Annotated in this window: 23 protein-coding genes; 10 read left to right on the top strand and 13 right to left on the bottom strand. The window is 43.2% G+C overall.

Features of this window, described 5'->3' with window-relative positions:
• Positions 1–53 precede the first annotated feature (53 nt).
• Both panE and csdA read left to right on the top strand, forming a co-directional pair.
• A complete protein-coding gene (gene panE, locus OCV39_RS03285) occupies positions 54–947 on the top strand; it encodes a 2-dehydropantoate 2-reductase (RefSeq protein ID WP_261888938.1) in 894 nt (297 codons plus the stop codon).
• Positions 948–1056: 109 nt separating this feature from the next.
• Positions 1057–2268: a cysteine desulfurase CsdA gene (gene csdA, locus OCV39_RS03280; protein WP_261888937.1), complete on the top strand. Its 1212-nt coding sequence runs from the start codon at positions 1057–1059 to the stop codon at positions 2266–2268.
• 87 nt (positions 2269–2355) lie between these two features.
• On the opposite strand, the gene purL is transcribed toward csdA, so the two are convergent.
• Entirely contained in the window at positions 2356–6315 is a 3960-nt protein-coding gene (gene purL, locus OCV39_RS03275) for a phosphoribosylformylglycinamidine synthase (RefSeq protein WP_261888936.1), read from the bottom strand.
• A gap of 341 nt (positions 6316–6656) precedes the next feature.
• Here purL and mltF point away from each other — a divergent pair, with 341 nt between their 5' ends.
• Both mltF and OCV39_RS03265 read left to right on the top strand, forming a co-directional pair.
• A complete protein-coding gene (mltF, locus tag OCV39_RS03270) occupies positions 6657–8246 on the top strand; it encodes a membrane-bound lytic murein transglycosylase MltF (RefSeq protein ID WP_261888935.1) in 1590 nt (529 codons plus the stop codon).
• A 251-nt stretch (positions 8247–8497) separates the two neighbouring features.
• Entirely contained in the window at positions 8498–8632 is a 135-nt protein-coding gene (locus tag OCV39_RS03265; RefSeq protein WP_017054026.1) for a hypothetical protein, read from the top strand.
• A gap of 115 nt (positions 8633–8747) precedes the next feature.
• Here the strand turns inward: OCV39_RS03265 and tadA are convergent, their stop codons facing one another.
• Positions 8748–9299 (bottom strand): tRNA adenosine(34) deaminase TadA, encoded by a 552-nt coding sequence (tadA, locus tag OCV39_RS03260; protein WP_261888934.1) that lies wholly within the window; start codon positions 9297–9299, stop codon positions 8748–8750.
• A 29-nt stretch (positions 9300–9328) separates the two neighbouring features.
• Complete coding sequence (locus OCV39_RS03255; protein ID WP_261888933.1) at positions 9329–10195, bottom strand: LysR family transcriptional regulator; 867 nt, start codon at positions 10193–10195, stop codon at positions 9329–9331.
• A gap of 168 nt (positions 10196–10363) precedes the next feature.
• Between OCV39_RS03255 and OCV39_RS03250 the strand changes: the two genes are divergently transcribed.
• Entirely contained in the window at positions 10364–11512 is a 1149-nt protein-coding gene (locus OCV39_RS03250; protein WP_261888932.1) for an S-(hydroxymethyl)glutathione dehydrogenase/class III alcohol dehydrogenase, read from the top strand.
• Positions 11513–11661: 149 nt separating this feature from the next.
• Positions 11662–12507, top strand: a complete 846-nt coding sequence (gene fghA, locus OCV39_RS03245) for an S-formylglutathione hydrolase (protein WP_261888931.1) — start codon at positions 11662–11664, stop codon at positions 12505–12507.
• Between the two features lie 88 nt (positions 12508–12595).
• On the opposite strand, the gene OCV39_RS03240 is transcribed toward fghA, so the two are convergent.
• From OCV39_RS03240 to OCV39_RS03220, 5 genes are all read right to left on the bottom strand, one after another.
• On the bottom strand, positions 12596–14170 hold the full coding sequence (locus OCV39_RS03240) for an AbgT family transporter (RefSeq protein WP_113799088.1): 1575 nt from the start codon (positions 14168–14170) through the stop codon (positions 12596–12598).
• Positions 14171–14450: 280 nt separating this feature from the next.
• Positions 14451–14864, bottom strand: coding sequence for a type IV pilus modification PilV family protein (locus OCV39_RS03235; protein ID WP_261888930.1), 414 nt, complete (start codon positions 14862–14864; stop codon positions 14451–14453).
• Positions 14854–16134, bottom strand: a complete 1281-nt coding sequence (locus tag OCV39_RS03230) for a hypothetical protein (protein WP_261888929.1) — start codon at positions 16132–16134, stop codon at positions 14854–14856. Before OCV39_RS03230 ends, OCV39_RS03235 begins: the two co-directional genes overlap by 11 nt.
• A complete protein-coding gene (locus tag OCV39_RS03225) occupies positions 16131–16733 on the bottom strand; it encodes a hypothetical protein (RefSeq protein WP_017054034.1) in 603 nt (200 codons plus the stop codon). The genes OCV39_RS03230 and OCV39_RS03225 overlap by 4 nt, the downstream gene beginning before the upstream one ends.
• Positions 16711–17211 carry a GspH/FimT family pseudopilin gene (locus OCV39_RS03220; protein WP_261888928.1) on the bottom strand — a complete coding sequence of 167 codons (501 nt, stop codon included), beginning with the start codon at positions 17209–17211 and terminating at the stop codon, positions 16711–16713. Before OCV39_RS03220 ends, OCV39_RS03225 begins: the two co-directional genes overlap by 23 nt.
• 102 nt (positions 17212–17313) lie before the next feature.
• On the opposite strand from OCV39_RS03220, the gene OCV39_RS03215 reads away from it, so the two are divergent.
• Both OCV39_RS03215 and OCV39_RS03210 read left to right on the top strand, forming a co-directional pair.
• A complete protein-coding gene (locus OCV39_RS03215) occupies positions 17314–17745 on the top strand; it encodes a type IV pilin protein (protein WP_017054036.1) in 432 nt (143 codons plus the stop codon).
• A gap of 129 nt (positions 17746–17874) precedes the next feature.
• Positions 17875–18939, top strand: coding sequence for a succinylglutamate desuccinylase/aspartoacylase family protein (locus OCV39_RS03210; RefSeq protein WP_113799098.1), 1065 nt, complete (start codon positions 17875–17877; stop codon positions 18937–18939).
• 257 nt (positions 18940–19196) lie between these two features.
• On the opposite strand, the gene OCV39_RS03205 is transcribed toward OCV39_RS03210, so the two are convergent.
• The 5 genes from OCV39_RS03205 to OCV39_RS03185 form a co-directional block, all read right to left on the bottom strand.
• Positions 19197–19502 carry a DUF3622 domain-containing protein gene (locus OCV39_RS03205; RefSeq protein WP_261888926.1) on the bottom strand — a complete coding sequence of 102 codons (306 nt, stop codon included), beginning with the start codon at positions 19500–19502 and terminating at the stop codon, positions 19197–19199.
• A 180-nt stretch (positions 19503–19682) separates the two neighbouring features.
• On the bottom strand, positions 19683–20111 hold the full coding sequence (csdE, locus tag OCV39_RS03200) for a cysteine desulfurase sulfur acceptor subunit CsdE (RefSeq protein ID WP_261888925.1): 429 nt from the start codon (positions 20109–20111) through the stop codon (positions 19683–19685).
• 13 nt (positions 20112–20124) lie between these two features.
• Positions 20125–20934 carry a tRNA cyclic N6-threonylcarbamoyladenosine(37) synthase TcdA gene (gene tcdA, locus OCV39_RS03195; RefSeq protein ID WP_017054040.1) on the bottom strand — a complete coding sequence of 270 codons (810 nt, stop codon included), beginning with the start codon at positions 20932–20934 and terminating at the stop codon, positions 20125–20127.
• Positions 20935–21060: 126 nt separating this feature from the next.
• A complete protein-coding gene (mltA, locus tag OCV39_RS03190) occupies positions 21061–22173 on the bottom strand; it encodes a murein transglycosylase A (RefSeq protein ID WP_261888924.1) in 1113 nt (370 codons plus the stop codon).
• Between the two features lie 61 nt (positions 22174–22234).
• The gene (locus OCV39_RS03185; protein ID WP_113799104.1) at positions 22235–22726 is read right to left on the bottom strand and encodes a DUF2850 domain-containing protein; all 492 of its coding nucleotides are present in this window, start codon (positions 22724–22726) and stop codon (positions 22235–22237) included.
• Between the two features lie 161 nt (positions 22727–22887).
• On the opposite strand from OCV39_RS03185, the gene argA reads away from it, so the two are divergent.
• Positions 22888–24225 carry an amino-acid N-acetyltransferase gene (gene argA / locus OCV39_RS03180; RefSeq protein ID WP_017054043.1) on the top strand — a complete coding sequence of 446 codons (1338 nt, stop codon included), beginning with the start codon at positions 22888–22890 and terminating at the stop codon, positions 24223–24225.
• A gap of 256 nt (positions 24226–24481) precedes the next feature.
• Positions 24482–24673: a hypothetical protein gene (locus OCV39_RS03175; RefSeq protein WP_084654878.1), complete on the top strand. Its 192-nt coding sequence runs from the start codon at positions 24482–24484 to the stop codon at positions 24671–24673.
• The last annotated feature ends 33 nt before the right edge of the window (positions 24674–24706 follow it).

The raw sequence follows: 24706 nt of genomic DNA, 5'->3' as shown, positions 1-24706 counted from the left end.
TTCTAAAGTAGCCCACTTATCATCGTCCTATACCATTCAGCTAGGACACTTCTTTGAATATCACTATTGTAGGCCCCGGTGCCATTGGTTCCCTTTGGGCATGTAAACTCCATCAAGCTGGCCATAATGTTTCGCTTTATAGTCGCAGTACGAACAAGCGCCTCTCAATTAAGCTTGATAACCTCCCTGAGATATCATTCCACAATAACGATGTTCAACGCCTTCAACAGACAGATGTATTACTCATTACGGTAAAATCTTGGCAAGTTGAAAGTGCCCTACTCCCTTTATTAGACAAGATCGACCCCAAAACGATACTGCTTTTTATGCACAATGGTATGGGGGCGGTTGATGACTTAAATTCTCAAATAAGCCACTTTCCGATCGTACTTGCCACCACCACTCACGGCGCACTAAAACCTTCTGCCCAATGTGTGTTGCATACTGGGAACGGACAAACTCAAATTGGAGCTTATAACGATCTAGGACAACAGTGCTCTTTTCTCGCGGATGTATTCAACCATGCTCTGCCAAGTGCGGTTTGGAACTCAGATATCAACACAGCTCTTTGGAATAAACTTGCCATCAACTGTGCGATTAACCCTTTAACAGCACTTCATCGATGTAAAAATGGCGCACTTGCACAGCCTCAATTTCAAATCGAGATACAAGAGATAGTCACTGAGTTGGTTCAAGTAATGAAAGCAAACCATATCCAAGCGGATGAAAAATCATTACTCAATACAATATATAACGTGATCAATGCCACCGCTGAAAATTACTCTTCCATGCATCAAGATATTCATCATAAGCGTAATAGTGAAATTGATTTTATCACCGGATTTTTAATCAAAGCAGCCGCTAAACACCATATAGGGCTACCTAAGAACCGCGCTTTGTATGAATCAATCAAACAAATCGAAAATAACTGGCAATCCGGAGAATAGAAAATAACGACTCGCTAATATAAGAAAGAGTTAGAAACAGTTGTGATAGCGAGTGACTACGCCTATGATCTCTCTTTCGGCACTCACGACCACAACATTAAGTTATCTCATGTTTGATATACAAAGTATTCGCAATCAATTTCCGGCACTAGCACAAACGATCAATGACCAATCACTCGTCTACTTAGACAGTGCTGCCACCGCTCAAAAACCTCAAGTTGTCATTGATGCGATTAGCCGATACTACAGTAGTCAAAATGCCAATGTTCATCGTGGGAGCCATAGCTTAACCGCCGAAGCAACGAGCCAATTTGAAGCCGCTCGCCAAACGGTTTGCGACTTTATTGGCGCCTCTTCAGCTAAAGAGATCATTTGGACTCGCGGTGCGACTGAAGCACTGAATTTGATCGCTCAAACTTACGCTCGGAATACTTTAAAGTCTGGCGATGAAATATTGATCAGCGAAATGGAGCACCACGCAAACATAGTTCCGTGGCAGATCGTCGCACAGCAAACGGGTGCTAAAATCGTAAAAGTTCCAATGACCAGCCAATGCCAATTCGATTACTCAGCTTTTGAAACGTTAATCACATCAAAAACGAAAATAGTGGCGCTTGCACAAACCACTAATGTCACCGGAACTCGTCAACCAATAGAGTCCGTGATTAAAAAAGCGCACCAATTTAATGCAGTCGTTGTGGTTGATGGCGCACAAGGTATCGTTCATGAATCCGTAAATGTGACCGATCTCGATGCGGATTTCTACGTCTTCTCTGGTCATAAATTGTATGCGCCCGCAGGCATTGGTGTGCTCTATGGAAAACAGAGTTTACTTGAAAGCATGCCTCCATGGCATGGTGGCGGAAAAATGGTAGAGAAGGTCTCTTTTTCGGGAACCACATACTCTGAACTGCCGGGGAAATTTGAAGCGGGGACACCAAACGTTGCAGGCGCGATTGCACTGTCAGTAGCAATTGATTGGTTTCGACAATTTAAAATCTCTGACATTGAAGAACACATCACTCAACTCCAACAATTAACCTACCAAGCGCTTTCGAAAATTGAGGACATCACGGTTATCGGTTTTCAAGAGCATGCTAGTGTGATCACTTTTATCATGGACGGCGTCCACCACCAAGACATCGCAACACTGCTTGATCAGCAAGCCATTGCCGTTAGGGCAGGACATCATTGCGCTCACCCTCTGATGGATGCACTTGGAGTTAAAGGAACCGTCAGAATATCATTTGCTATTTACAATACGCTTGATGATGTCGAACGGTTGATCTCTGCTATCAAAAAAGCCGTAGATCTGCTCTAGAATCGAAATCAAAGCATTATATCGAATAAATAAAAAAGCCGCTGACAACAATGTTCAGCGGCTTTTATTTATTCACCTGTTCTTCTATTAACCCACGTTCTTACGTGCGTTTTGGAACATACGCATCCACGCGCCATTCTCGCCCCAACCTTCTGGAGACCAAGAGTTTGCAACCGTACGGAACACTCGCTCTGGGTGCGGCATCATGATAGTCACGCGGCCATCCGTCGTTGTTAGACCTGTGATAGCGTTTGGCGAACCATTCGGGTTGTTCGGATATTGCTGCGTTTGGTTACCGTTGTTATCAACGTAACGTAGTGCAACCGTACCTGAGTTTTCAATCGCGTTTAGGTGGTCGTTATCACGCACTTCTACGCGGCCTTCACCGTGAGAAACAGCGATTGGCATACGAGAACCTTCCATGCCGTTGAAGAATACAGAATCAGATTTCTGAACTTCAACTAGGCTGAAACGAGCTTCAAAACGCTCAGATTCGTTACGAACGAAACGAGGCCAGAACTCAGCTCCTGGGATAAGTTCACGCAGGTTAGACAACATCTGACAACCGTTACACACACCTAGAGAGAAAGTATCTTCACGCTTGAAGAAGTTTTCAAATTGGTCACGAGTAGAGTCGTTAAACAGAACCGATTTAGCCCAACCTTCACCAGCGCCCAGTACATCACCGTAAGAGAAGCCACCACAAGCAACAAGGCCGTTGTACTCTTCTAGAACCGCTTGGCCCGTTAGGATGTCGCTCATGTGAATATCTGTAGCTTCGAAGCCTGCACGGTCGAATGCTGCTGCCATTTCAACGTGAGAGTTAACACCCTGTTCACGTAGAATCGCCATCTTAGGCTTAGCGCCCGTGTTAATGTAAGGAGCAGCAATGTCTTCATTTACGTCGAAGCTTAGTTTCACGTTCAGACCAGGGTCTGAGTTGTCTTTCTTCGCTTCGTGTTCTTGGTCAGCACAAACTGGGTTATCACGTAGACCTTGCATCTTGTTCGTGGTTTCAGCCCAGATAGTACGTAGTTCAGTACGGTTACGCTCAATAACTACAGACTCACCAGACTTAATCACTAGCTCATCAGATGCTTCCCCTTCACCAACAACGCTGCCAATTACGTGTGAACACGCTTCTAGGCCGTTGGCTGCAAGAGTAGAAAGAACAGCATCTAGGTCATCGTTACGAACTTGGATTACCGCACCTAACTCTTCATTGAAGAGTGCTGCTAGCGTGTCTTCGCTGTTCTCTGATGCAGCTAAAAGCGCTTCAATGTTTGCGTTAACACCACAGTGACCTGCGAACGCCATTTCAGCTAGTGTTACGAATAGACCGCCATCGCCTTTATCGTGGTAAGCGACAACTTGGTCGTTCGCTACAAGTGCTTGAACGCCTTCGTAGAAACCTTTTAGCTGTGCTGCGTTGTCTACGTCTGCTGGCTTGTCACCAAGCTGCTTGTAAACTTGCGCAAGTGCTGTCGCACCTAGACGGTTTTTGCCGTTACCTAGGTCGATAAGAACTAGTGAAGTGTTGCCTAGTCCTTCAAGGTTATCAGAGGTACGAAGTTGAGGAGTAATCGTCTTACGAACATCTTCAACACGTGCAAACGCAGTGATAACAAGAGATAGCGGAGACGTGACTTCTTTCTGCTCGCCGTTCTCTTCCCACTTAGTCTTCATCGACATTGAGTCTTTACCCACTGGGATAGTTAGACCCAGTGCCGGACATAGTTCTTCACCGACTGCTTTCACCGCTTCATAAAGGCCTGCATCTTCACCAGGGTGACCAGCTGGAGACATCCAGTTCGCAGACAGTTTAATGTGCTTGATATCGCCGATGTTTGTCGCTGCAATGTTAGTTATTGCTTCACCAACCGCTAGACGAGCTGATGCGCCAAAGTCTAGAAGTGCCACTGGCGTACGCTCACCAAGAGACATTGCCTCACCGTGGTAAGAGTCGTAGCTTGCTGCCGTTACTGCGCAGTTAGCGACAGGAACCTGCCATGGGCCAACCATTTGATCACGAGCCACAAGACCCGTTACTGAGCGGTCACCGATAGTGATAAGGAATGTTTTCTCAGCCACTGTTGGTAGGCGAAGAATACGGTCAACCGCTTCGTTTAGTTCGATACCAGAACGGTCAATCGCAGGATTGTTTGCTTTTAGCGTCTTCGCGTCACGGTGCATCTTAGGTGTTTTACCTAATAGGATGTCCATTGGCATGTCGATTGGCGTGTTGTCAAAGTGAGAATCTTCTAATTTAAGATCACGTTCTTCTGTTGCTTTACCAACCACTGCGTACGGTGCACGCTCACGCTTACAAATCGCGTCGAACGTTGCCATGTCTTTATCAGCAACGGCCATTACGTAACGCTCTTGAGATTCATTACACCAGATCTCAAGTGGGCTCATACCCGGCTCATCGTTTGGTACGTCACGTAGATTGAAGATACCGCCACGCTCACCATCGTCTACTAGCTCAGGAAGTGCATTCGATATACCGCCCGCGCCCACATCATGGATGAATGCGATTGGGTTCGCATCACCAAGCTGCCAACAACGGTCGATAACTTCCTGACAACGACGTTCCATCTCTGGATTTTCACGTTGTACAGAAGCAAAATCTAGGTCCTCAGAAGAAGAACCCGAATCCATTGAAGATGCAGCACCGCCGCCAAGGCCGATGTTCATCGCAGGACCGCCAAGAACGATTAGGCTTGCACCTACTGGGATCTCTTTCTTCTGAACATGATCATCACGAATGTTGCCTAGACCACCAGCAAGCATGATTGGTTTATGGTACCCACGCACTTCTTCACCTGCGTGAGAGTTTACTTTCTCTTCGTAAGTACGGAAGTAACCTAGTAGGTTTGGACGACCAAATTCGTTGTTGAATGCTGCGCCACCAAGAGGGCCTTCAAGCATGATATCCAGAGCAGTAACGATACGGCTCGGCTTACCAAAGTCAGTTTCCCAAGGTTGAACGAAGTTCGGGATCTTAAGGTTAGATACTGAGAAAGCAACCAGACCCGCTTTTGGCTTACCACCAATACCAGTCGCGCCTTCATCACGGATTTCGCCGCCTGAACCTGTTGATGCGCCCGGCCATGGAGAGATTGCCGTTGGGTGGTTATGCGTTTCAACTTTCATCAAGATGTGCGTTTTCTCTTGGTGATAGTTGTACTGACGAGTTTCTGGATCTGGGAAAAAACGACCGACTTCAGAACCTGTCATTACCGCTGCGTTATCTTTATAAGCAGACAGAACGTGTTCTGGTGTCGTTTCAAAGGTGTTCTTAATCATCTTGAACAATGATTTCTCTTGCTTAACGCCATCGATAGTCCAATCAGCGTTAAAGATCTTGTGACGACAGTGCTCTGAGTTCGCTTGCGCAAACATCATTAGCTCGATGTCAGTCGGGTTACGACCTAGCTTTTCAGTGAAGCTTTCAAGAAGGTAATCAATTTCATCTTCTGCAAGCGCAAGACCTAAGGTAACGTTTGCTTTTTCAAGCGCATTACGTCCGCCTGTTAAAAGGTCAACTTCCGCATAAGGAGCAGGCTCAGCTACTGTAAATAGTGCCGCTGCCGATTCGAAGTCAGTGAAAACCACTTCCATCATACGATCGTGCAGAATTGCTTTCAGCTCAACAAGTTGAAGCTCAGAAAGTTCAGCGGAGGTTTCAATGTAGAAAGCGGTACCGCGCTCTAGACGTGACACTTTAACCAGTCCACAGTTGTGTGCGATATCAGTTGATTTTGAAGACCAAGGCGAGATAGTGCCTGGACGTGGCGTTGCAAGCAGCAATAAACCTTCAGGTTGATGCTCTTCGCCATTGCCTTTACAAGAAAGCGCAGGGCCGTAAGTCAGTAGCTTTTCTAGCTTCTCAACTTCAGACTCACCTAGGTCTGCCGTTAGATCAGCAAAGTGGGCAAACTCAGCGTAAATACCCGTTACAGGTAAGCTTAATTCACGACAAAGCTCTAAAAGCTTATTAACACGAAACTCAGATAGAGCTGGGGAGCCACGCAAAATTCTCATGTGCTTAGGTCTCTTATGCAGTTGATTAAGGTAGTATTGGAATAAATTCAGTGGGTTATAGGAACAACCTAACTGTTTTCTTCGAAGCTATTCCCGAAGGTTGCCAAACCTATGCCGATTCCACCTCTTCAATGCGAGCGCATTATAAAGCATTTCTTTTTGTGAAGTAACACAAAAAGCAACCGTTTGCGTTATTTTTTACGTCATCGCCTTTTTTATCTCGTATTGATGCTTTATTCCTCAGTTTGACACTTATTACTTAATCCAGCATGAATCAAACTATCCCTAATCGCGCCCCTTTGATATAAAGGCATAAGTTAAAGTACGAGAACGAAAATTTAATGCCAAAGTTAATGATTAGCTTACCAATGCGCTTGCTCTCTCTAATACTGATCACTGTCGGAATTGCAGGCTGCCAAATAGACTCAGACCCTAAAAGTGAATTAGAAAAGATTCGCGAGCGTGGGGTTTTACGCGTTGGAACTCTCAACAATCAATTGTCTTACTACATTGGCCCCGATGGTCCTACCGGACTTGATTACGAACTTGCTCGCGTATTTGCCGATCAATTAGGTGTACAGCTAGAGATGAAGCCGGCTTACCGAATTTCAAACCTATTCCCTGCATTAAAAAGTGGTGAGATAGATATGATTGCCGCAGGTTTAAGTCAATCACCTGAACGTTTAAGTCAATTTAGAGCAGGCCCTGCATACTATTATGTTAGCCAACAGATGGTATACAAAAAAGGTCAATGGCGACCAAGAAATCTCAAACAGTTAGTCAATAAACAGGTAAAACTTAAACAACAAATACTAGAAGATGGCGACACTACGTCTCCTGAATCAACGCCTTCATTAGTGATTGTTAAAGATTCACACTTTGTACAAACCTTAGCTGACATTAAAGCTAAACAACCAGATCTTGAGTATACCGTTGACACCAATGCCGATGTAAATGATCTACTTAAACAAGTGTCTGAAGGTAGCATTCCATTCACGATGGCAGACTCAGTTGAGCTTTCACTATCGCAACGATTGTATCCCGATCTTGCACTTGCATTTGAGTTAACTGAAGACCAACCGATCTCTTGGTATATGCGCCGCTCAGATGATGAAAGCCTTTATGCTCTTTTAATCGAGTTTTTCGGCAATTTAAAACAGTCTGGCGAACTGGCGAGTTTGGAAGAGAAATACCTTGGCCACATAGGTTCATTTGACTACGTCGACACTCGCGCCTTTATTCGTGCCTTAGATGCCAAACTTCCAAAATGGTCGCCTCTGTTTCAACAATATTCACTTGAATTTGATTGGCGATTAATTGCGGCACTCTCGTATCAAGAATCTCACTGGAACCCGAAAGCTAAGTCACCAACAGGTGTACGCGGCATGATGATGCTCACCCTGCCAACAGCGAAAAGTGTCGGTGTGACAAATCGACTTGATCCTGAAGAATCGGTACGTGGTGGCGTTGAATACCTTCGTAGAATTGTAGACCGAGTGCCCGACTCTATCGCCGATCATGAGAAAATTTGGTTCGCTCTTGCTTCCTATAATGTCGGTTATGGGCATATGATGGACGCTCGAAGGCTAACGAAAAGACAAGGTGGTGACCCTAATGCTTGGGCGGATGTAAAAGATAGTTTGCCGCTATTAAGGCAGCAAAAATACTTCAGTACAACTCGATACGGATATGCGCGTGGTGATGAAGCGAGAAACTATGTCGAAAATATTCGCCGATATTACCAAAGTATTATTGGTCACATCGACAAACAACAGATCATCGATCAAGAAAATAACATCGATGATCTTGTCGTCATTCCCGGCCCTGTAGTACAGGAAACAGATAGGCTTGACGCGGAGAGTTCAGCGGCTATCTCGACGCTCCACTCAGCAGATGAAGAGTCACCAGAAACCGCTGCCACAGAGAAATAGGCAAGCTAAGCAACATCACTTCAGCGTGCAAAAATTGGATGTTTATTGCACGCTGAAACTCCCCTTTTGCAACTCATACATAGAAATGTGAGTCACATCACTAGGCAAGCTTCATATAACGGTAACAATTTGCTTCTATAACATAGTGGCAAAACGATATATTGAAACATCAAAAAGTCCCCTAACGCAGAACATTAGGGATTTATTTACGTCAGGCTTATATGTTTAAGTCAATTACTAGGAGGCCGTCAATGCTAGCAAAAAGAAAGCTATCTCAGCGCCTTAATAAAACCGTATCAGCGAATCGCCGTAAACGCATGATGTCGAATAATAAAAAGAAAATTATCTGGCGGAACCGAGCATTTGTACAACTGCTCGTAGAATAATATTTAATTAATAAAAAATTCAATCAACTATTCATCCTCAAACAACTATCAACAAAGAATCATATCTATCGCAAACATCGACCCAGGGAGATGTTTGCAAATATCCATCAAGTCATCATTGACCATCTAATGCTTTTTTTGCCTTCCTTTGCTCTTTAATCTCTTTTCTGCGTCTTTTAAAGAAAGCTTGTAATTGCTCACGGCACTGATCTTCTAATAGCCCCGACTCTATTTCCGCGTAATGATACGAAGCCTGACTTTCGAATAAATTTAATACGGTTCCTGCCGCACCTGATTTAAGATCGGGAGCACCAAATACAACCCGCTTAACTCGGCTATGCAATAACGCTCCAGCACACATTGGACAAGGTTCTAATGTGACGTACAACGTCGTATCGAGTAGGCGATAGTTTTCTAACGTCTTTCCCGCTTGGCGTAATGTCTGAACTTCAGCATGCGCGGTCGCATCATGGCAACCAATCGAACGATTCCATCCTTCAGATATAATAACGCCATCTTTCACTAACACAGCTCCAACAGGTACTTCCCCTTCCCCCTCGGCTACTGAGGCGAGCTCAATGGCCCGACGCATAAACTTCTCATCTTGATCAGTAAAATGATTCGGTGATTCAGGTTGGGAGGGATGGTCTTGGTTCAAAGTCGCCACTATAGAGTCTCAATTCATATTTTTGGTTATTATAAAGCATCTGCTAAAAAATCGACGAGTAATCGCACTTTCGATGATAGGTTTTTATTTTGTGGATAAAGAGCCCAAATCCCTTCTCTATCATCTCGATAATCGGAGAGTACCTCTACAAGCTCACCGCTACCCATATATTCTTGTACATAATAATCGGGCAGTTGAATCATACCTAAATGCTGTAGTGCCGCATCAAGCAGCGCAATCCCACTATTACATTTTAGTCGGCTATGCACTCGAATGGCTCTCGACTGGTTTTTCTCTTTAAAGCGCCAATGCGGAAATGAACCCACTAAACATTGATGCCGAGACAATTCTGAAAGAGTATGAGGTTCTCCAAATTGAGCAAGATAACTTGGCGTAGCGCACACATAAAGCTGACGATCAGATAAGCGTTTTGCTATCAAGCTCGAATCTTCCAAACGTCCTAAACGAATCGCTACATCAACCCCTTGCTCGATCAAATCGAGTTTTTGGTTCGTTAAGATGAGATCTAACTCTAGCTGAGGGTATTGAGCTAAAAACTGATGGAGCAACGGAGCTAATTGCCTCTCGCCATAAGTCACAGGGGCAGTCACCTTAATCAAGCCTTTCGGTGTTGATTGCATCTGGGTTACCGCTAGTTCAGCAAGCTCCAACCCTTCGACAAGTTGTTTACATTGCTGATAATAAAGCTGCCCCGCTTCGGTTAAGGAGACACGTCGAGTGGTTCGATTAAGTAACTTTACCGCTATCCTCTCTTCTAAAGCTGAAACTCTTCGGCTGATCTGGGCAACCGATGTAGACAATTTTTTTGCTGCGCCAGTAAAGCTTTCAACTTCCGCAACGGCGACAAATTCACTCACCCCTTCCCAATTCGCCATGTTACACCCTACTTATTATTACAAATACGTAAAAATCATTTTCATTTTAACCGGATTATCATCATATGAGAAATATATATACTGGCCACAACAAAACGAGAAGCGGAATATTCAAAGCTTTACTACGCTTTAGTCGACCGCAACATAACTAGATAAAAGGAACATCCAATGGCGCTTGAAATCAAACCAGGTCAAACATCAATTAAATCTAAAGCTATGGTCGCTTGGGCTGCTGGCGAACCACTAAAAATGGAAGAAGTCGATGTACAACTTCCTAAAGCTGGTGAAGTTTTAGTTCGTATCGTTGCTACTGGTGTTTGTCACACTGATGCATTCACACTATCAGGTGACGATCCAGAAGGTATCTTCCCTTCAATTCTTGGTCACGAAGGTGGCGGTATCGTTGAGATGATCGGCGAAGGCGTGACAAGTGTTGAGATTGGCGACCACGTTATCCCACTTTACACCGCTGAATGTGGCGAATGTAAGTTCTGTAAATCAGGTAAAACTAACCTATGCCAAGCCGTTCGTGAAACGCAAGGTAAAGGCCTAATGCCAGACGGTACAAGCCGCTTTTCTATCAATGGCGAAACAATTTTCCATTACATGGGTTGCTCTACTTTCTCTGAGTACACAGTACTTCCAGAAATCTCTCTAGCGAAAGTAAGCAAAGAAGCACCACTTGAAGAAGTTTGTCTTCTAGGTTGTGGTGTAACAACGGGTATGGGCGCGGTACTGAACACAGCTAAAGTTGAAAAAGGCGACAACGTTGCTGTATTCGGCCTAGGCGGTATCGGTCTTTCTGCAATCATTGGAGCTCGCATGGCTGGTGCTGACCGCATCATCGGTGTTGATATCAACGAGAGCAAATTCGAGCTAGCAAAACAGCTTGGCGCGACTGACTGCATCAACCCAACTAAATTCGACAAGCCAATCCAAGACGTTATCGTTGAGATGACAGATGGTGGTGTTGAGTACTCTTTCGAGTGTATCGGTAACGTAAACGTGATGCGTCAAGCACTTGAGTGCTGCCACAAAGGTTGGGGCGAATCTGTAATCATCGGTGTTGCGGGTGCTGGTCAAGAGATCGCAACTCGTCCATTCCAACTAGTGACTGGTCGTGTATGGCGTGGTTCTGCTTTTGGGGGTGTTAAAGGCCGCTCAGAACTTCCAGAAATCGTTAACCGTTACATGGCGGGTGAATTTGGTCTTCAAGAGTTCATCACTCACACTATGGGTCTGCAAGACGTAAACGAAGCGTTCGACCTAATGCATAAAGGTGAATCTATCCGTACTGTTCTGCATATGGATAAGTAATCCACTCAGGTCAATTTTAGATTCAATCTAAACAACCTAAAGTAGACACTGTCTTCACCACCTTTCGCCCGGAAGGTGGTGAAACTTTAGTCACACATCAGTGCATCACTTATCCATCTTCTAAACCCTCAACCTCATGGAGCATAACAATGACAATCGAAAATATTAGCCAAGCCAAGGTTGCTGGTGGTTGGCATAAACAATATACCCATACATCTGAAGCTCTAAGCTGCACAATGCGCTTTGCTATTTTTCTTCCACCAAATGCAAGCAAAGAAAACCCCGTCCCCGTTTTATATTGGCTATCTGGGTTAACTTGTACCGATGAGAATTTCATGCAAAAAGCAGGAGCATTTAAAGCAGCGGCAGAGCTTGGTATTGCGATTGTAGCACCCGATACAAGCCCACGAGGAGAAGGCGTTCCTGATGATGCCGAAGGTGCTTACGATTTAGGTTTAGGGGCAGGCTTTTACCTTAATGCGACTCAAGCACCATGGGATGAGCATTATCACATGTATGATTATGTAAACAGTGAGTTGCCAGCATTAATTGAAGCGAACTTCCCGGTATCATCGGTAAAATCCATCTCTGGCCATAGTATGGGTGGACATGGCGCTCTGACGATTGCGCTTAATAATCCAGAATCATACCGTTCTATTTCAGCTTTTAGCCCGATATCTAACCCAACAAAAGCGCCTTGGGGACAAAAAGCCTTCAGTCACTATTTAGGCTCAGATGCGACAACTTGGAAAAAGTATGATGCAGTTGAGCTACTTAAAAGCCAGCGCTCTCCTGTTCCTATCTTGGTCGATCAAGGGGAAGCGGATGGATTTCTTATCGAGCAACTAATGCCTGAACGTTTATCAGCAGCAGCGCAAAAGCATGATTCTGAGTTAGAGCTAAGAATGCAACCAGGATACGATCACAGCTATTACTTTATTTCTAGCTTCATTGATGACCACCTGCGATTCCATGCCGTTCACTTAAACGCTTAAAACTTTTCGACAAGTAAGAATTAAAAAAGCCCGCTATTTTATGACAGCGGGCTTTTTATTTTCAGATCAATTGACTGATTAGCTTCACTTACATTGTATAAGTGTATGGCGCTTGGATGCCTAGAGGAATACCTAACGCCCAGTAAGCCAGTAGGAAAATAGTCCAGCCAATCAGCATTGCAATAGAGAATGGCATCATCAATGACGCTAATGTACCGATACCCGTTGTCTTCACATAGCGTTGGCAGTAAACCACCACGAGTGGGAAGAATACCATTAGAGGCGAGATAATATTCGATACTGAATCACCTACACGATATGCCGCTTGTGATAACTCAGGAGAAATACCTACGCCCATCAACATTGGCACCAAGACAGGACCAATTAGCGCCCATTTAGCGGATGCCGAACCAATCAGCAAGTTCACAAAAGCAGTCAGCAAAATCATACCGATGACCGTCATTTGGCCCGGAAGATCTAATGCTTTAAGGAAGTCTGCCCCGTACATCGCCAGGATAGTACCAATGTTCGATTGACTGAATGCAACCAAGAATTGAGCACAGAAGAACGACATAACCATGTACGCCCCCATTGTCCCCATCGTCTCAGACATCGCTTTAATCACATCATTACTGTTCTTAAAAGTGCCCGAAACACGTCCGTAAACGATCCCTGGAATAATAAACAGAATAAAAATCAGTGGCACAATCGATTTCATGATTGGTGCAGAGAACGAGGTGATTTCGCCATCAGGAGAGCGTAGAGCTGAATCTTCTGGGTAGATAAGTGCAATGAGTAACGCAATACCAGCAACCATTGCCCAACCTGCAAATTTAAATGCTTTCGATTCAATCGCAGTAAATGAGCCTAGATCTGGTGCTTCTTCTGCATCATCATCAACCGGAGTATTCGCTAAACGTGGTTCAATGATTTTTTCTGTCACATACCAACCGATAAGCACGATTAAAATTGATGAAAGACCTGTAAAGTAAATGTTTGCCAGTGGGTTAACAATATACGACGTGTCCAGAACTTGTGCGGCGGTTTGAGTAAAACCAGCCAACAGAGGATCGATACCCGATGGAATAAAGTTCGCAGAAAATCCGCCAGATACACCAGCAAAAGCAGCAGCAATACCCGCGAGTGGATGACGACCCGCAGCGTGGAAAATAATACCGCCTAAAGGGATAACCAGAACATAACCCGCATCTGCCGCAGTGTGCGAAACTATCGCAACAAGAATAAGCATTGGGGTCAATAATTTCGCGGGCGTAAAGTTCAGCATTTTCTTAAGGCCGGTTTGAATAAAGCCTGAAGAGTCAGCAACACCCACACCGAGCATCGCAACCAATACGATACCGAGTGGTGCAAAGCCAGTGAAGTTTTTCACCATGGTGGCTAAAAAGTTTGCGAGAGAATCACCCGTTAGTAGATTTTTAACTTGAACCGCATCCTTCGTTACTGGATGAATCAAATCAAATTGTACTTGTGATAATAGTGCTGAAAGCCCCCAAACAATAAGTAGACCCCAGAAGAAAAGCAGTGCTGGATCTGGGATCTTATTCCCGACCCTTTCGATCGTATTTAAAAAACGATCCATACCACTTGCTTTCTGTGGTGCTGAAGGCTGTGGCGCTGAAGATTGTGCGGCTTGGTTACTCATCGTAACTCCATTTATGCGGTTGTGTATATTCGACCTAATATTGTAATAATCACGGTCGTTGATATTTTTTATTCTAAATAAACACAACTTGAAAAGCATAAGATCCTGGTTGTTTGTCATAATTGGAGACATATTTTGCAAAAATAGCAACATAGCACAACATAATAAACACAATACCCACCAACACTCATACACATGAAATTAACCGATATGTAATAACCTGACATTTAATGAACAATCACCGAAAATAAGGGCTCTTTAATACCATTCACGACATCTATTAATCAAATTCACTATATTTGGATATCATGGTGGTTAGCTTAACCGACTCACTATCACCAAACCGATTTTGCCACTGTGCTTCTATTTCTATCGTTTTTAATGCTCCAGACAGTGAAATTGCAGATACAGACCAACTAAGAGTATAAAAAGGGTGTGAGACATCCATCCCTGTTACCAAATCAGAATTAAAGTTTGCAGGAGTGATGGTAGACATCGCATCGGATGCTCCACGAGTTCGAAACCACTCTAGTTTTTCTTCTGCCAAATACAGCGCTTCAACACTGTGAGTTGCAAAATCGGCCTTCTGTTCGACATAAGCTTGGAGTTTAACCAAACCCAAAGCACCAATTCCAATCAATGAGAATGAAATTAACACTTCAATAAGACTGAAGCCTTGCTGTTTAGAAGTCATGCCAAGATCCTCTTTGCCAAACCACAGTTGATGGCTCATCGAAAGGGTTATAGCTATTGGTAAAGTCTAAATTCAGTGATCCTTTAATGGTCGATAGCCCATTTGGAGTGTCGAGGAAAATTCCACCTTTTGGAAAGAATGAACCCGTATCAATATAGATAGAATTGGCTTCAATCAGTGAAATATCAAAACCAGGAGGTAAGGTAAGTGAAGCCCAGTGCGCTGGTAGAAGGTCGAGATCGGTACCCGAAGTGTCAGGATCATCAAACATAGACATATTGACCATATGATAAAATGAGCCATCAAAAACATTCGCTCCGTACGTAACAAAAACACCATTTTCAACCACCAATGAGCGAGGTGTGATCACGCCTGCCCCATCCACCACAGATAAATTAGGCGAAATAACGCAGTCTCCATAGACCCATACTTTCTCTTTTCCACTATAAAATGCACTCTTCACTAAAGTGGCACAATTTCCACCAGAGGTGAGATCAATATGGAAATAGTCCGCTTTTACAGATACTAAATTCGCTGGCGTTTTTTTCATGCCAAAGTAGTTATAGAAGGTATCAATATCGGCATCATGTTTGAAATCAGACATAAAAGCCCCAAGTGGCACTGAACCTGCTTGAGTGATTAAGGCGTTACTAGAAAGAGAGGTATAGTCGTTACACTCAGTAAAGTCTGCTGGAGTATCAATCGGAAGTGTTGTTTGTAAAGTATTTCCATTGGCAATAAATTCTACCGTGTCTTTAAACCTCATCGCTGTGCAGTCAAACGCCCCATTGCTCAATACTTCATCATTAACCTCAGGTGCAATCTCAACACTGGCATCTGCGATAATTTTAATGCTTGATTCGGTTTGAATCGCACCTTTACCTTTATCACTTTTAAAGCGCAACGTTTTGGTAATGTGTGAACCACTAGTACTCAATACCTTTGCGGACAACTGGTAACTTTTACCGACAATAACCGGTGTAGACACAATCTGATGTAAGTTCAAAGGTGACGAGCATTGGGTAGAAAAATAACCAACAGAGGCAGCGGCTGTTAGCTGTGTCATATCTCTATCTTGATATACCTTAGTAAAAGCGCACTCTAATCCCCCTTCAGCTTGCCAATGCTGCTGCCTTGCAACAACTTCATTTTGCGCCCGTTTGATCTGGTAAAAAACAGAACGGTAACTGCCTAGTGTGAGTATCAATGCACAAAGCAGCAATACACTGGTAATTAGCAGCGTGATCGCACCATGTTGATGTTTCATCATTGCCAATTCCTCTGCTGAACTTCAACGCTGGATGAATAGCTGACCAGTGGATCTCCCACTAATTCTGCAGACATAGCGATCGAGGTAAGCCCCGAGGCACTCTTTTGCCCCGCAATGACATCACTCTTCACACTGAAGTCAGTGACTTTAATCTGATTTGGCTCAAAAATTGAAGAGCAGCCTGTTACTGCCGATGATACGGTTTTCACAATCGTCGATGGGCTATCGCACACTTTGATCATTCCGGACTGAAAAACAAACGCCACATTGCGAATTTTTGTCTGATGTTGATAAGCATAAGCGGCGGTTTTAAAGTCAGGCGATATGTGCAGTATATTGGCAGCACCTGATAGCATTAATGAGTGCCCACCTCCACCGTCATAACCCGCCCTCTGAATATCTTGCTTGAAGTACTGTAATGCGCCAGAAACTTGCTGCAACAGGAGTAACTCTTTACTCCTCTCAGTCGCCACTCTCTGCCCAGATAGAAATACCGACCCAATGATGGAAATGGCTATTACTCCCAGAAGAGAAGCGATCATAAATTCAATCAACGTCGCACCTAATTGAGATGAATTAACTGCATGCTTGATAGCCATAATACTCACCTCCGACTCCGCATATTCTCATTCTTCCAGATACTTGGTAAGTGGTTAGTTTGAGCGTTTTTTTTCCTATAGATAGAGTGACATTGCCGTTCTTCGCTTTCCCATGAATACCACTAAACTTAACCTGTTTAGATCCATAGCTCACCGAAAAAACCACATTACGATAAGCTTCTCCAGACAACATTAGAATCGCAGGGCCTACATTGGGAGCCACGTTTTCTGATAGCTTAATCTTCCAATCTCCCGTGCTGTTGGTTGTGCCAGACATAATGAAGTGTGCCCATAAATCCTTATTTCGCATCACTGCCTCTGATTTAGCTTGAAGCATAAAACCATTCAGCTCACTCGCAAGCCTTTGCATTTTCATGGTTTGAGTGACTGAACTAAAACTTGGAGCCGCACTCGCCAACAATATCGACATCACCGATACAGAGATAAGCAGCTCTAATAACGTAAACCCGCGAGGCATTTCCCAAATTCCTATGTAATGAACAATACACTGTAATTAAGACTTGCAGAGATGCTATCACCAACGAAAAATAGCGAAAAATAAAACCAGAGAGGCTTAGAAATGATTCCAATAAATCCATGTAATAACTACAAAAAAACAGGTAATGGGATGACATTGCTCGAATTATTAGTGGTCATTGCCATCATAGGTGTATTAAGTGCGATCGCTTACCCGAGCTATACCAATCACGTCATAAAATCACACCGTAGCCAAGCACTTTCAGACATGGCACGTATTCAACTCTCTTTAGAGCAGCACTATTCTGGTAGTTATGATTGGAGCGCTATTATCTCAGGGGGACACTGTTTATTATGCGAATCCGATTCGGATAGATATAGTTTTAACGTAGTCAGTTCAGCCAGCGTGGCCTATTCCATCGTTGCAACGGCACAATCGACAAAAGGCCAAGACCAAGATACATGCTTACCTAACAATAAAAAAATGATCTTAAAAGCGACAGGAGAAAGTTTACCGACAAACTGCTGGAAGTAGCCCCGTGATGTGATAAATGACTCTGCGACTCACTAAATTATTTTGTCGTCACTAGAAAAATCATTCATTGGTGCAATAAAGAGGCCGTTGGTACATTTGGTTCATTGGTTAATTTATGAGTCATATAGCATGGTTGCAGTGAAAAAAAACACACCCTTTAACTTATTAAATGAGACGATTCCTCCAGGGCAACGCCGAGTGATCGAACTAGAAGCTGCAAAGCTCTATACCCACTCACCGCTCTCAATTCCAATTGAGGTGATTAACGGACGCTTTGCAGGGCCTACTTTAATGGTCAATGCCGCGATACATGGTGATGAGCTTAACGGCGTCGAAATTGTAAGACAGCTAATTAATACCATCGACCCCAATAAACTCCGAGGCACCTTAATTACCGTGCCTATCGTGAACGTATTTGGCTTCATCCATAAGTCGCGTTACCTGCCAGATCGCCGCGACTTAAATCGCTGTTTTCCAGGTAGTGAGCATGGGTCTCTTGCATCACGCATGGCTTTCACGTTTTTTGATCAAGTTGCCAAAAAATGTGACTACATTCTTGATTTACATACCGGGGCAATACACAGAACAAACCTGCCGCAAATTCGCGCGAACTTAAGTAACCCTGAAACTCTGCGTATTGCGCAAGCTTTTGCTACTCCTGTGATTATCGATTCAGCCCTACGTGATGGTTCATTAAGAAGTGAAGCCGAAAAATGCGGTATTCCCGTGCTCACCTATGAGGCAGGTGAAGCTTTACGCTTTGAGCCAATTGCAATCAGTGCTGGTTTTATCGGTATTCAGCAAGTGATGCAATCCATTGGAATGCTACGTTCAAGTCGTAAAAAACTTCCGACTGCCATCATTGCAAAATCAACCAGTTGGGTTCGCGCAGGTAGCGATGGTATTTTGAGAACAGTGGTAACATTAGGCGAAAAAGTCGAGAAAGGTCAAATTCTGGCTTATATTAGCTCGCCTCTAGGCCATAGTGAGTGTGAAATTAAAGCTCATAAAGGCGGAGTGGTAATTGGACAACAGACACTTCCTCTCGTGAATGAAGGTGATGCGGTTTTTCATTTGGCCTATTTTAAACAAGATGATGAAGAGATAGAACAAGCGGTCGAGAACTACCTTGAGGAGGTGATTGATCTTGATTATGAACCGCTCACCACAGGCCAGATAATTTCAAACAGTTAGCCCCATTAAATAGTCACAAAAGATGATGATCCAAAACGAAAAAGGCACCGATATATTATCGATGCCTTTTGTTCAAGAAAACTAAGCCGTTTCTGAAAGTAAGCTATTTCTGGAAGTAAGCCGTTTCTGGAAGTAAGAAATACCTGAAAGTAATAAGTCTCTAAAACTGAAAAACCTTGAGGTTAAACAGTCACTAAAGCTACATGCTCAGTTTTCTTAAAGACAAAATCTTAGTTGGGATTTTGTCTTATTAAAAATTAGTCTTCTTGCTCTTGTTCCGCTTCTTTGCATTGCTTAGCAAGGAGATCGGCCGCTTTACGTTTTTCAGCACGTTCTTCTGCTGCTTTACGCTGCTCGCCTTTACGTTCATTACGTTCTGCTTGGTTTTTAACAAAGCCTTCAAGCTCTTTCTCTGCCCACTCAATCGCTAGTGCTTCAGTTTCAAAACCCATTTCACGTTTTGATACAGTTACACGGCGAGAAGTCACTTGGCGAGTGATTTCAGCAGTCCAACCTGTACGTTTTTCAGTAGTACGGATATCGTATTTTTTATTCTTAGACATGTTCTTTTTATTCCTAGGGATAATTAAGGGATTCGTCAACTTTGATAACTCCATCTAAGCTGAGTATTTTTAACACCATCCCTTGGTAAGCGCGGTATTAGAGCACATTTGAGTTCAAATTGCTGCAAATAATTCGCTGAAAATAGCAGAGTCTCTGTGCAAAACTCAATAAGTCATCCCTTAACTAGCAAGCTGTTTTATCTGCTCAACAATCGCTTTTAAACCATTCCCTCTGGAAGGGCTTAAATGGGCAATTAATCCAATTTTATTGAAGTAATCATCGACATCAAACACCTGTATTTGTTGAGCCGTTTTTCCATCAAATGCCGCCATCACTAACGCAATAAGCCCTCGAACAATTCGAGCATCGGAATCTGCACAGAAAAACCAGTAGCCATCAACTTGCTGACTGACCAACCAAACTGTACTTTCACACCCAGAAACGGTCACTTGATCGCTTTTAAGCTCTTCAGATATTTTCGGTAGCAATTTGCCCCATTGAATAACCTGACGATAGCGATCTTCCCAGCCGTGAAATTTTTGCATCGTTTCAACGATCATCTCGGCGCTAATTTCAGTACCAAATGGCGAAGCTTGAAATGGTGACATTACGAATTCCTAATTATTTTCGGTGTTTCTGAATCAGTTTTTCGACAATTCGAGATACAGCAACAAAACCAAATGATGCAGTGACGACAGTTGCAGCGCCAAACCCACTCGCACAATCCATACGTTTCGGCCCCTCAGCTGTAGCCTTAACACCACACACCGAACCATCTGCTTGAGGGTATTTCAGTTGCTCAGTCGAAAAGACGCAATCAATGCCAAATTTACGCGCTGGATTTTTAGTGAAATTATGATGACGACGCAGCGTATCCTTAATTTTTTTCGCTAAAGGATCTTGAATCGTTTTGGTAAGGTCAGCCACTTTAATTTGAGTCGGATCCGTTTGGCCGCCAGCGCCACCAATCGTAATCACTTTGATTTTATTACTCTTACAATAAGCTAATAAAGAGGCTTTTGCTTTGACGCTATCAATCGCGTCAAGTACGTAATCAAAATCCTTATTGAGGTACTCAGCTTGGTTATCTGGGCCAATAAAGTCATCGATCAAGTTGATCTTACATTCAGGGTTGATCAGTTTTACGCGTTCAGCCATGACTTCAATTTTACTCTGACCTACCGTGCCTGACATTGCATGAATTTGACGGTTGATATTCGTAACACAAACATCGTCCATATCAATCAGAGTCAATTCACCCACGCCCGTACGAGCCAATGCTTCTACCGCCCACGAACCGACGCCGCCGATACCAATAACACACACATGTGCTGCACGTAAAATTTCGACTTCGCTATTACCATATAGTCGACGTGTACCGCCAAAGCGTTGATCATAATTTTCAGAAGCTGGTTCGGTTAATTCGCGCATGAATGCACCCTAATTTTAATCGATAGAAAAAAGAAGAGTGCGTTTTATACGCACTCTTTCTGGAAATGTCTAGGCTTAGCAAACCGCAAATATTCCACCGCGATAAATAAGCTCTCTAGAGTACAATTATTCTATTTTTTCTGGCGGAAGTGCCCAAGGCGCTTGCGTTGCACTTCCCTCTAGGCCGAGCTTCCAAACTCGACCAAAATGTTTGTAATGCCCAGCATCCGTCCCCGCTCTTGGTCCCATGCCATGATATAAATCTAAATGGTTCTGCTTCACCGCGCCTCCGGTGTCTAATACTAGAAGTAGGCGTAATTGATGCACACCACTCCAAGTACCATCAGTATTCAACAGTGGAACTTCTGCTAAAATCGGCGTACCCATTGGAAATATAGAACGATCACCAGCAACTGACGCCATTGGGAGTAATGGTATACCAGCACTTCCCGTTACTGGGGCTGCCGCTTTAGGGGAAAAGAATACATACGAAGGGTTCTGTTCAAGGAGTTCACGCACAACATCAGGTTCATTTGCCAATACCCACTCTTTAATTGCTTTAAGAGACATATTTTCACGGGCAACCTGCTCACGTTCAATCAATACTCGTCCAATACTCACGTAGGCGCGATTATTTTTACCAGCATAAGCGAAGTACTCTAGCGTATCGTCATCACCAAAATGAACAAAGCCGCTTCCTTGAACTTCCATAATAAATGGGTCGATGAGATTTGAGGCATAGCCCAATTCCAAACCTTGCCCATTTAGCGCTCCAGCATAAATTTGAGCACGTGTTGGGCAGGTATCCGTACATTCTGGTTGTCCATATACCGGATACTGATACTCTTCATTAGCCTCATGGCGTAATTCAATAACTGGAGAAAAATACCCTGTAAACAACACATTACCTTGGCTATCACCACCGCCGAGTTGAGCCGTTTGAATGCCAAAATTAGCCAAATCGCTTGGATCGCCACTTTGGAGAGCCCACGCCTCAAGTTGCTCGTATAGAGGTTGGTAAATTTTAGCCATAGAAGGTGAAAGGGTCACCACTTGCTCAGCTTGCTTTGAAAAAGCCGTAAAATCACGAGGTTGATTAGACTCTATGACTTCAACTTTATTAAGATCGGCTTCAAATTCGCTATCTAAATATTGTTGAGCCCGATCAGTCGGTTGTGCGCAGCCAAAGAGAAATAATAACGCCGCTGCAGGAATGATTTTTTTTATCACAGTAGTCATCCAAAAGGTTTGATGCCCAGAGAATGACAAACTCTTTTCAAAATCTCAATCAGAGTTTTACTTAATAAGAGGGGCGTATACCATTTGAGGCTTTAGAACCCATCGTTCGTCGAGTAAAAGTAGGGCTATAATGGGCAGGAGAGACCAACTTCATCTCCGAATAATCTTGACCTGAAAATTTATATTTTAATGATTTCCCACCTCTCACATACTCTAAGTAGCGACCATCGAAATCAAAATCTGTCGCGACAATAGCGCCATTTACGGAAATGCCACCACTCCCAACGATAAACTTATCTTGAGCGTAACTGGCGACATCTTTCTCAGTCCACATTCCGTAGACTAAGCTTTTATCCACTTCAGGGATAATCAAACGTTCAATAAGGTCGCTATATAAACTCATGACTGAAATGGTGCCAATAATCGCCAACAACATCAGAGTACGCTCTGCTATTTTACGCCTTCTTTTTGCGTGAAATTCAGCTGACCCTGTATCTGGATATAAATTGTCGATAATTTTATCTACTTTGCTTTTTCGGATCGTTTTAGCCATTTTTGTTTTCACTATAAACCTTAACTTATACTAATTTAATACAAACCAACTTTATATGCAGTCATTCTGTTTATTTCTTTGCTTTTCATTCCAAAAAACACTTGCCCACAGTTGAATAAAAAGCCATTATTTCAGCATAAATAACCACACTGGTAATATGCGTGAAAATTAGAAGCACCGCTTTAGTGAAAGGGTTCCGCCAATCCACACCTTATGTAAACGCTCATCGAAATAAAACGATGGTCATTATGTTAGGCGGTGAAGCTGTCGCTGATAAAAACTTCGGCAATATAATCAATGATATTGCCTTACTTCATAGCTTGGGTGTGAAAATTGTCTTAGTCCATGGAGCAAGGCCACAAATCAATCAGGTTCTGGAAGCTCAAAACTATACAACGCCATACCATAATAATATCCGCGTCACTGACGAACATGCGCTTGGTTTAGTTATGCAAGCAGCCGGACAACTGCAACTGACGATTACAGCTCGTCTCTCCATGAGCTTAAACAATACACCAATGGCAGGAACTCAACTCAATGTGGTCAGTGGTAACTTTGTCACCGCTCAACCTCTTGGTATCGATGATGGTGTTGATTTTTGCCATAGCGGACGCATACGTCGTATTGATTCGCAAGGGATCAATCGCATGCTGGATCAAGGTTCAATCGTACTGCTCGGCCCTATCGCGAGTTCCGTCACTGGAGAGTCATTCAATTTGTCTTCTGAAGAGTTAGCAACTCAAGTGGCCATTCGACTAAAAGCAGACAAACTTATCGGCTTTTGCTCCAACCAAGGCGTCATCGATAAAAATGGTGAAGCCGTTGCCGAAATCTTTCCAAGTGATGCTGAGAACATACTGCATTCGATTAATGACAGTGTTGACCAATCTCAAGATAACAGCTCTGGAACATTGCGATTTCTTAAAGGATCAGTATCGGCCTGTCGAGCGGGCGTTTCTCGTTGCCACTTAATTAGCTATAAAGATGATGGTGCTCTGATTCAAGAACTTTTCTCTCTTGATGGCATTGGAACTCAAGTTGTAATGGCAAGCGCGGAACAAGTTCGTCAGGCGAATATTGATGATATTGGCGGTATCTTAGGGTTGATACGTCCTCTAGAGGAGCAAGGTATTCTCGTCCGTCGCTCAAGAGAGCAATTAGAACAAGAGATCCACCGTTTCACGATCATCGAAAAAGATGGCTTAATTATTGGCTGTGCTGCACTTTATGCTTATCCCCATGAACATATGGCTGAAATGGCTTGCGTTGCGATTCACCCAGATTATCGAGACGGTAAAAAAGGACTGATGCTGCTTGATTTCATGAAACAGCAATCTAAAGCGAAGAATATTCATCACATTTTTGTACTCACCACCCATAGTTTGCACTGGTTCAGGGAGCAAGGGTTCTACGAAATAGGTGTTGATGCTTTACCTATGGAAAAACAAGACCTTTATAACTATCAACGAAAATCCAAAATATTATCACTAAGAGTTTGAAAATATTAAATAAAAAATAAAAACCATCAAAAAGTGAACATTAATGATAAAGCATGATTTTTCATGCTTTTATTCATTACGCACTATCATTCATAGTAAAAGTTGTATAGAATTCACTCAAATTTTGTGAGACATACTTCACATTTTTGGTTGGATTAGCCCACCCATTAACTTGGGTTCTGCATGGATTGCTCATAGTACGGTGATATATCTAATAAAAATCACCACAACGTCGACATAAAAAGAGCTGACACCTATGAGAACTATTATTTGTAATTCTATCCAAAGTTTTTGGGATATGGCCGAAAACCACTTTCTTGAAGACTTAGACGTTCATTGTGTATTCCCTACCAATGACAACCTTAAATCTTTGATAATGAACTATCAAAAGCAATACAACATTAAGAGTGTGTCCTTCACTCGTGTATTTCATACCGTCGATTTATAAGTCCATTATCAATTTCAATTTAATATCTATAGC

The sequence above is a fragment of the Vibrio cortegadensis genome (genome assembly GCF_024347395.1).
Taxonomy (GTDB): Bacteria; Pseudomonadota; Gammaproteobacteria; order Enterobacterales; family Vibrionaceae; genus Vibrio; species Vibrio cortegadensis.
Note: the sequence above shows the minus strand (reverse complement) of the source record. Positions and strands in the feature narration are given on the sequence as shown.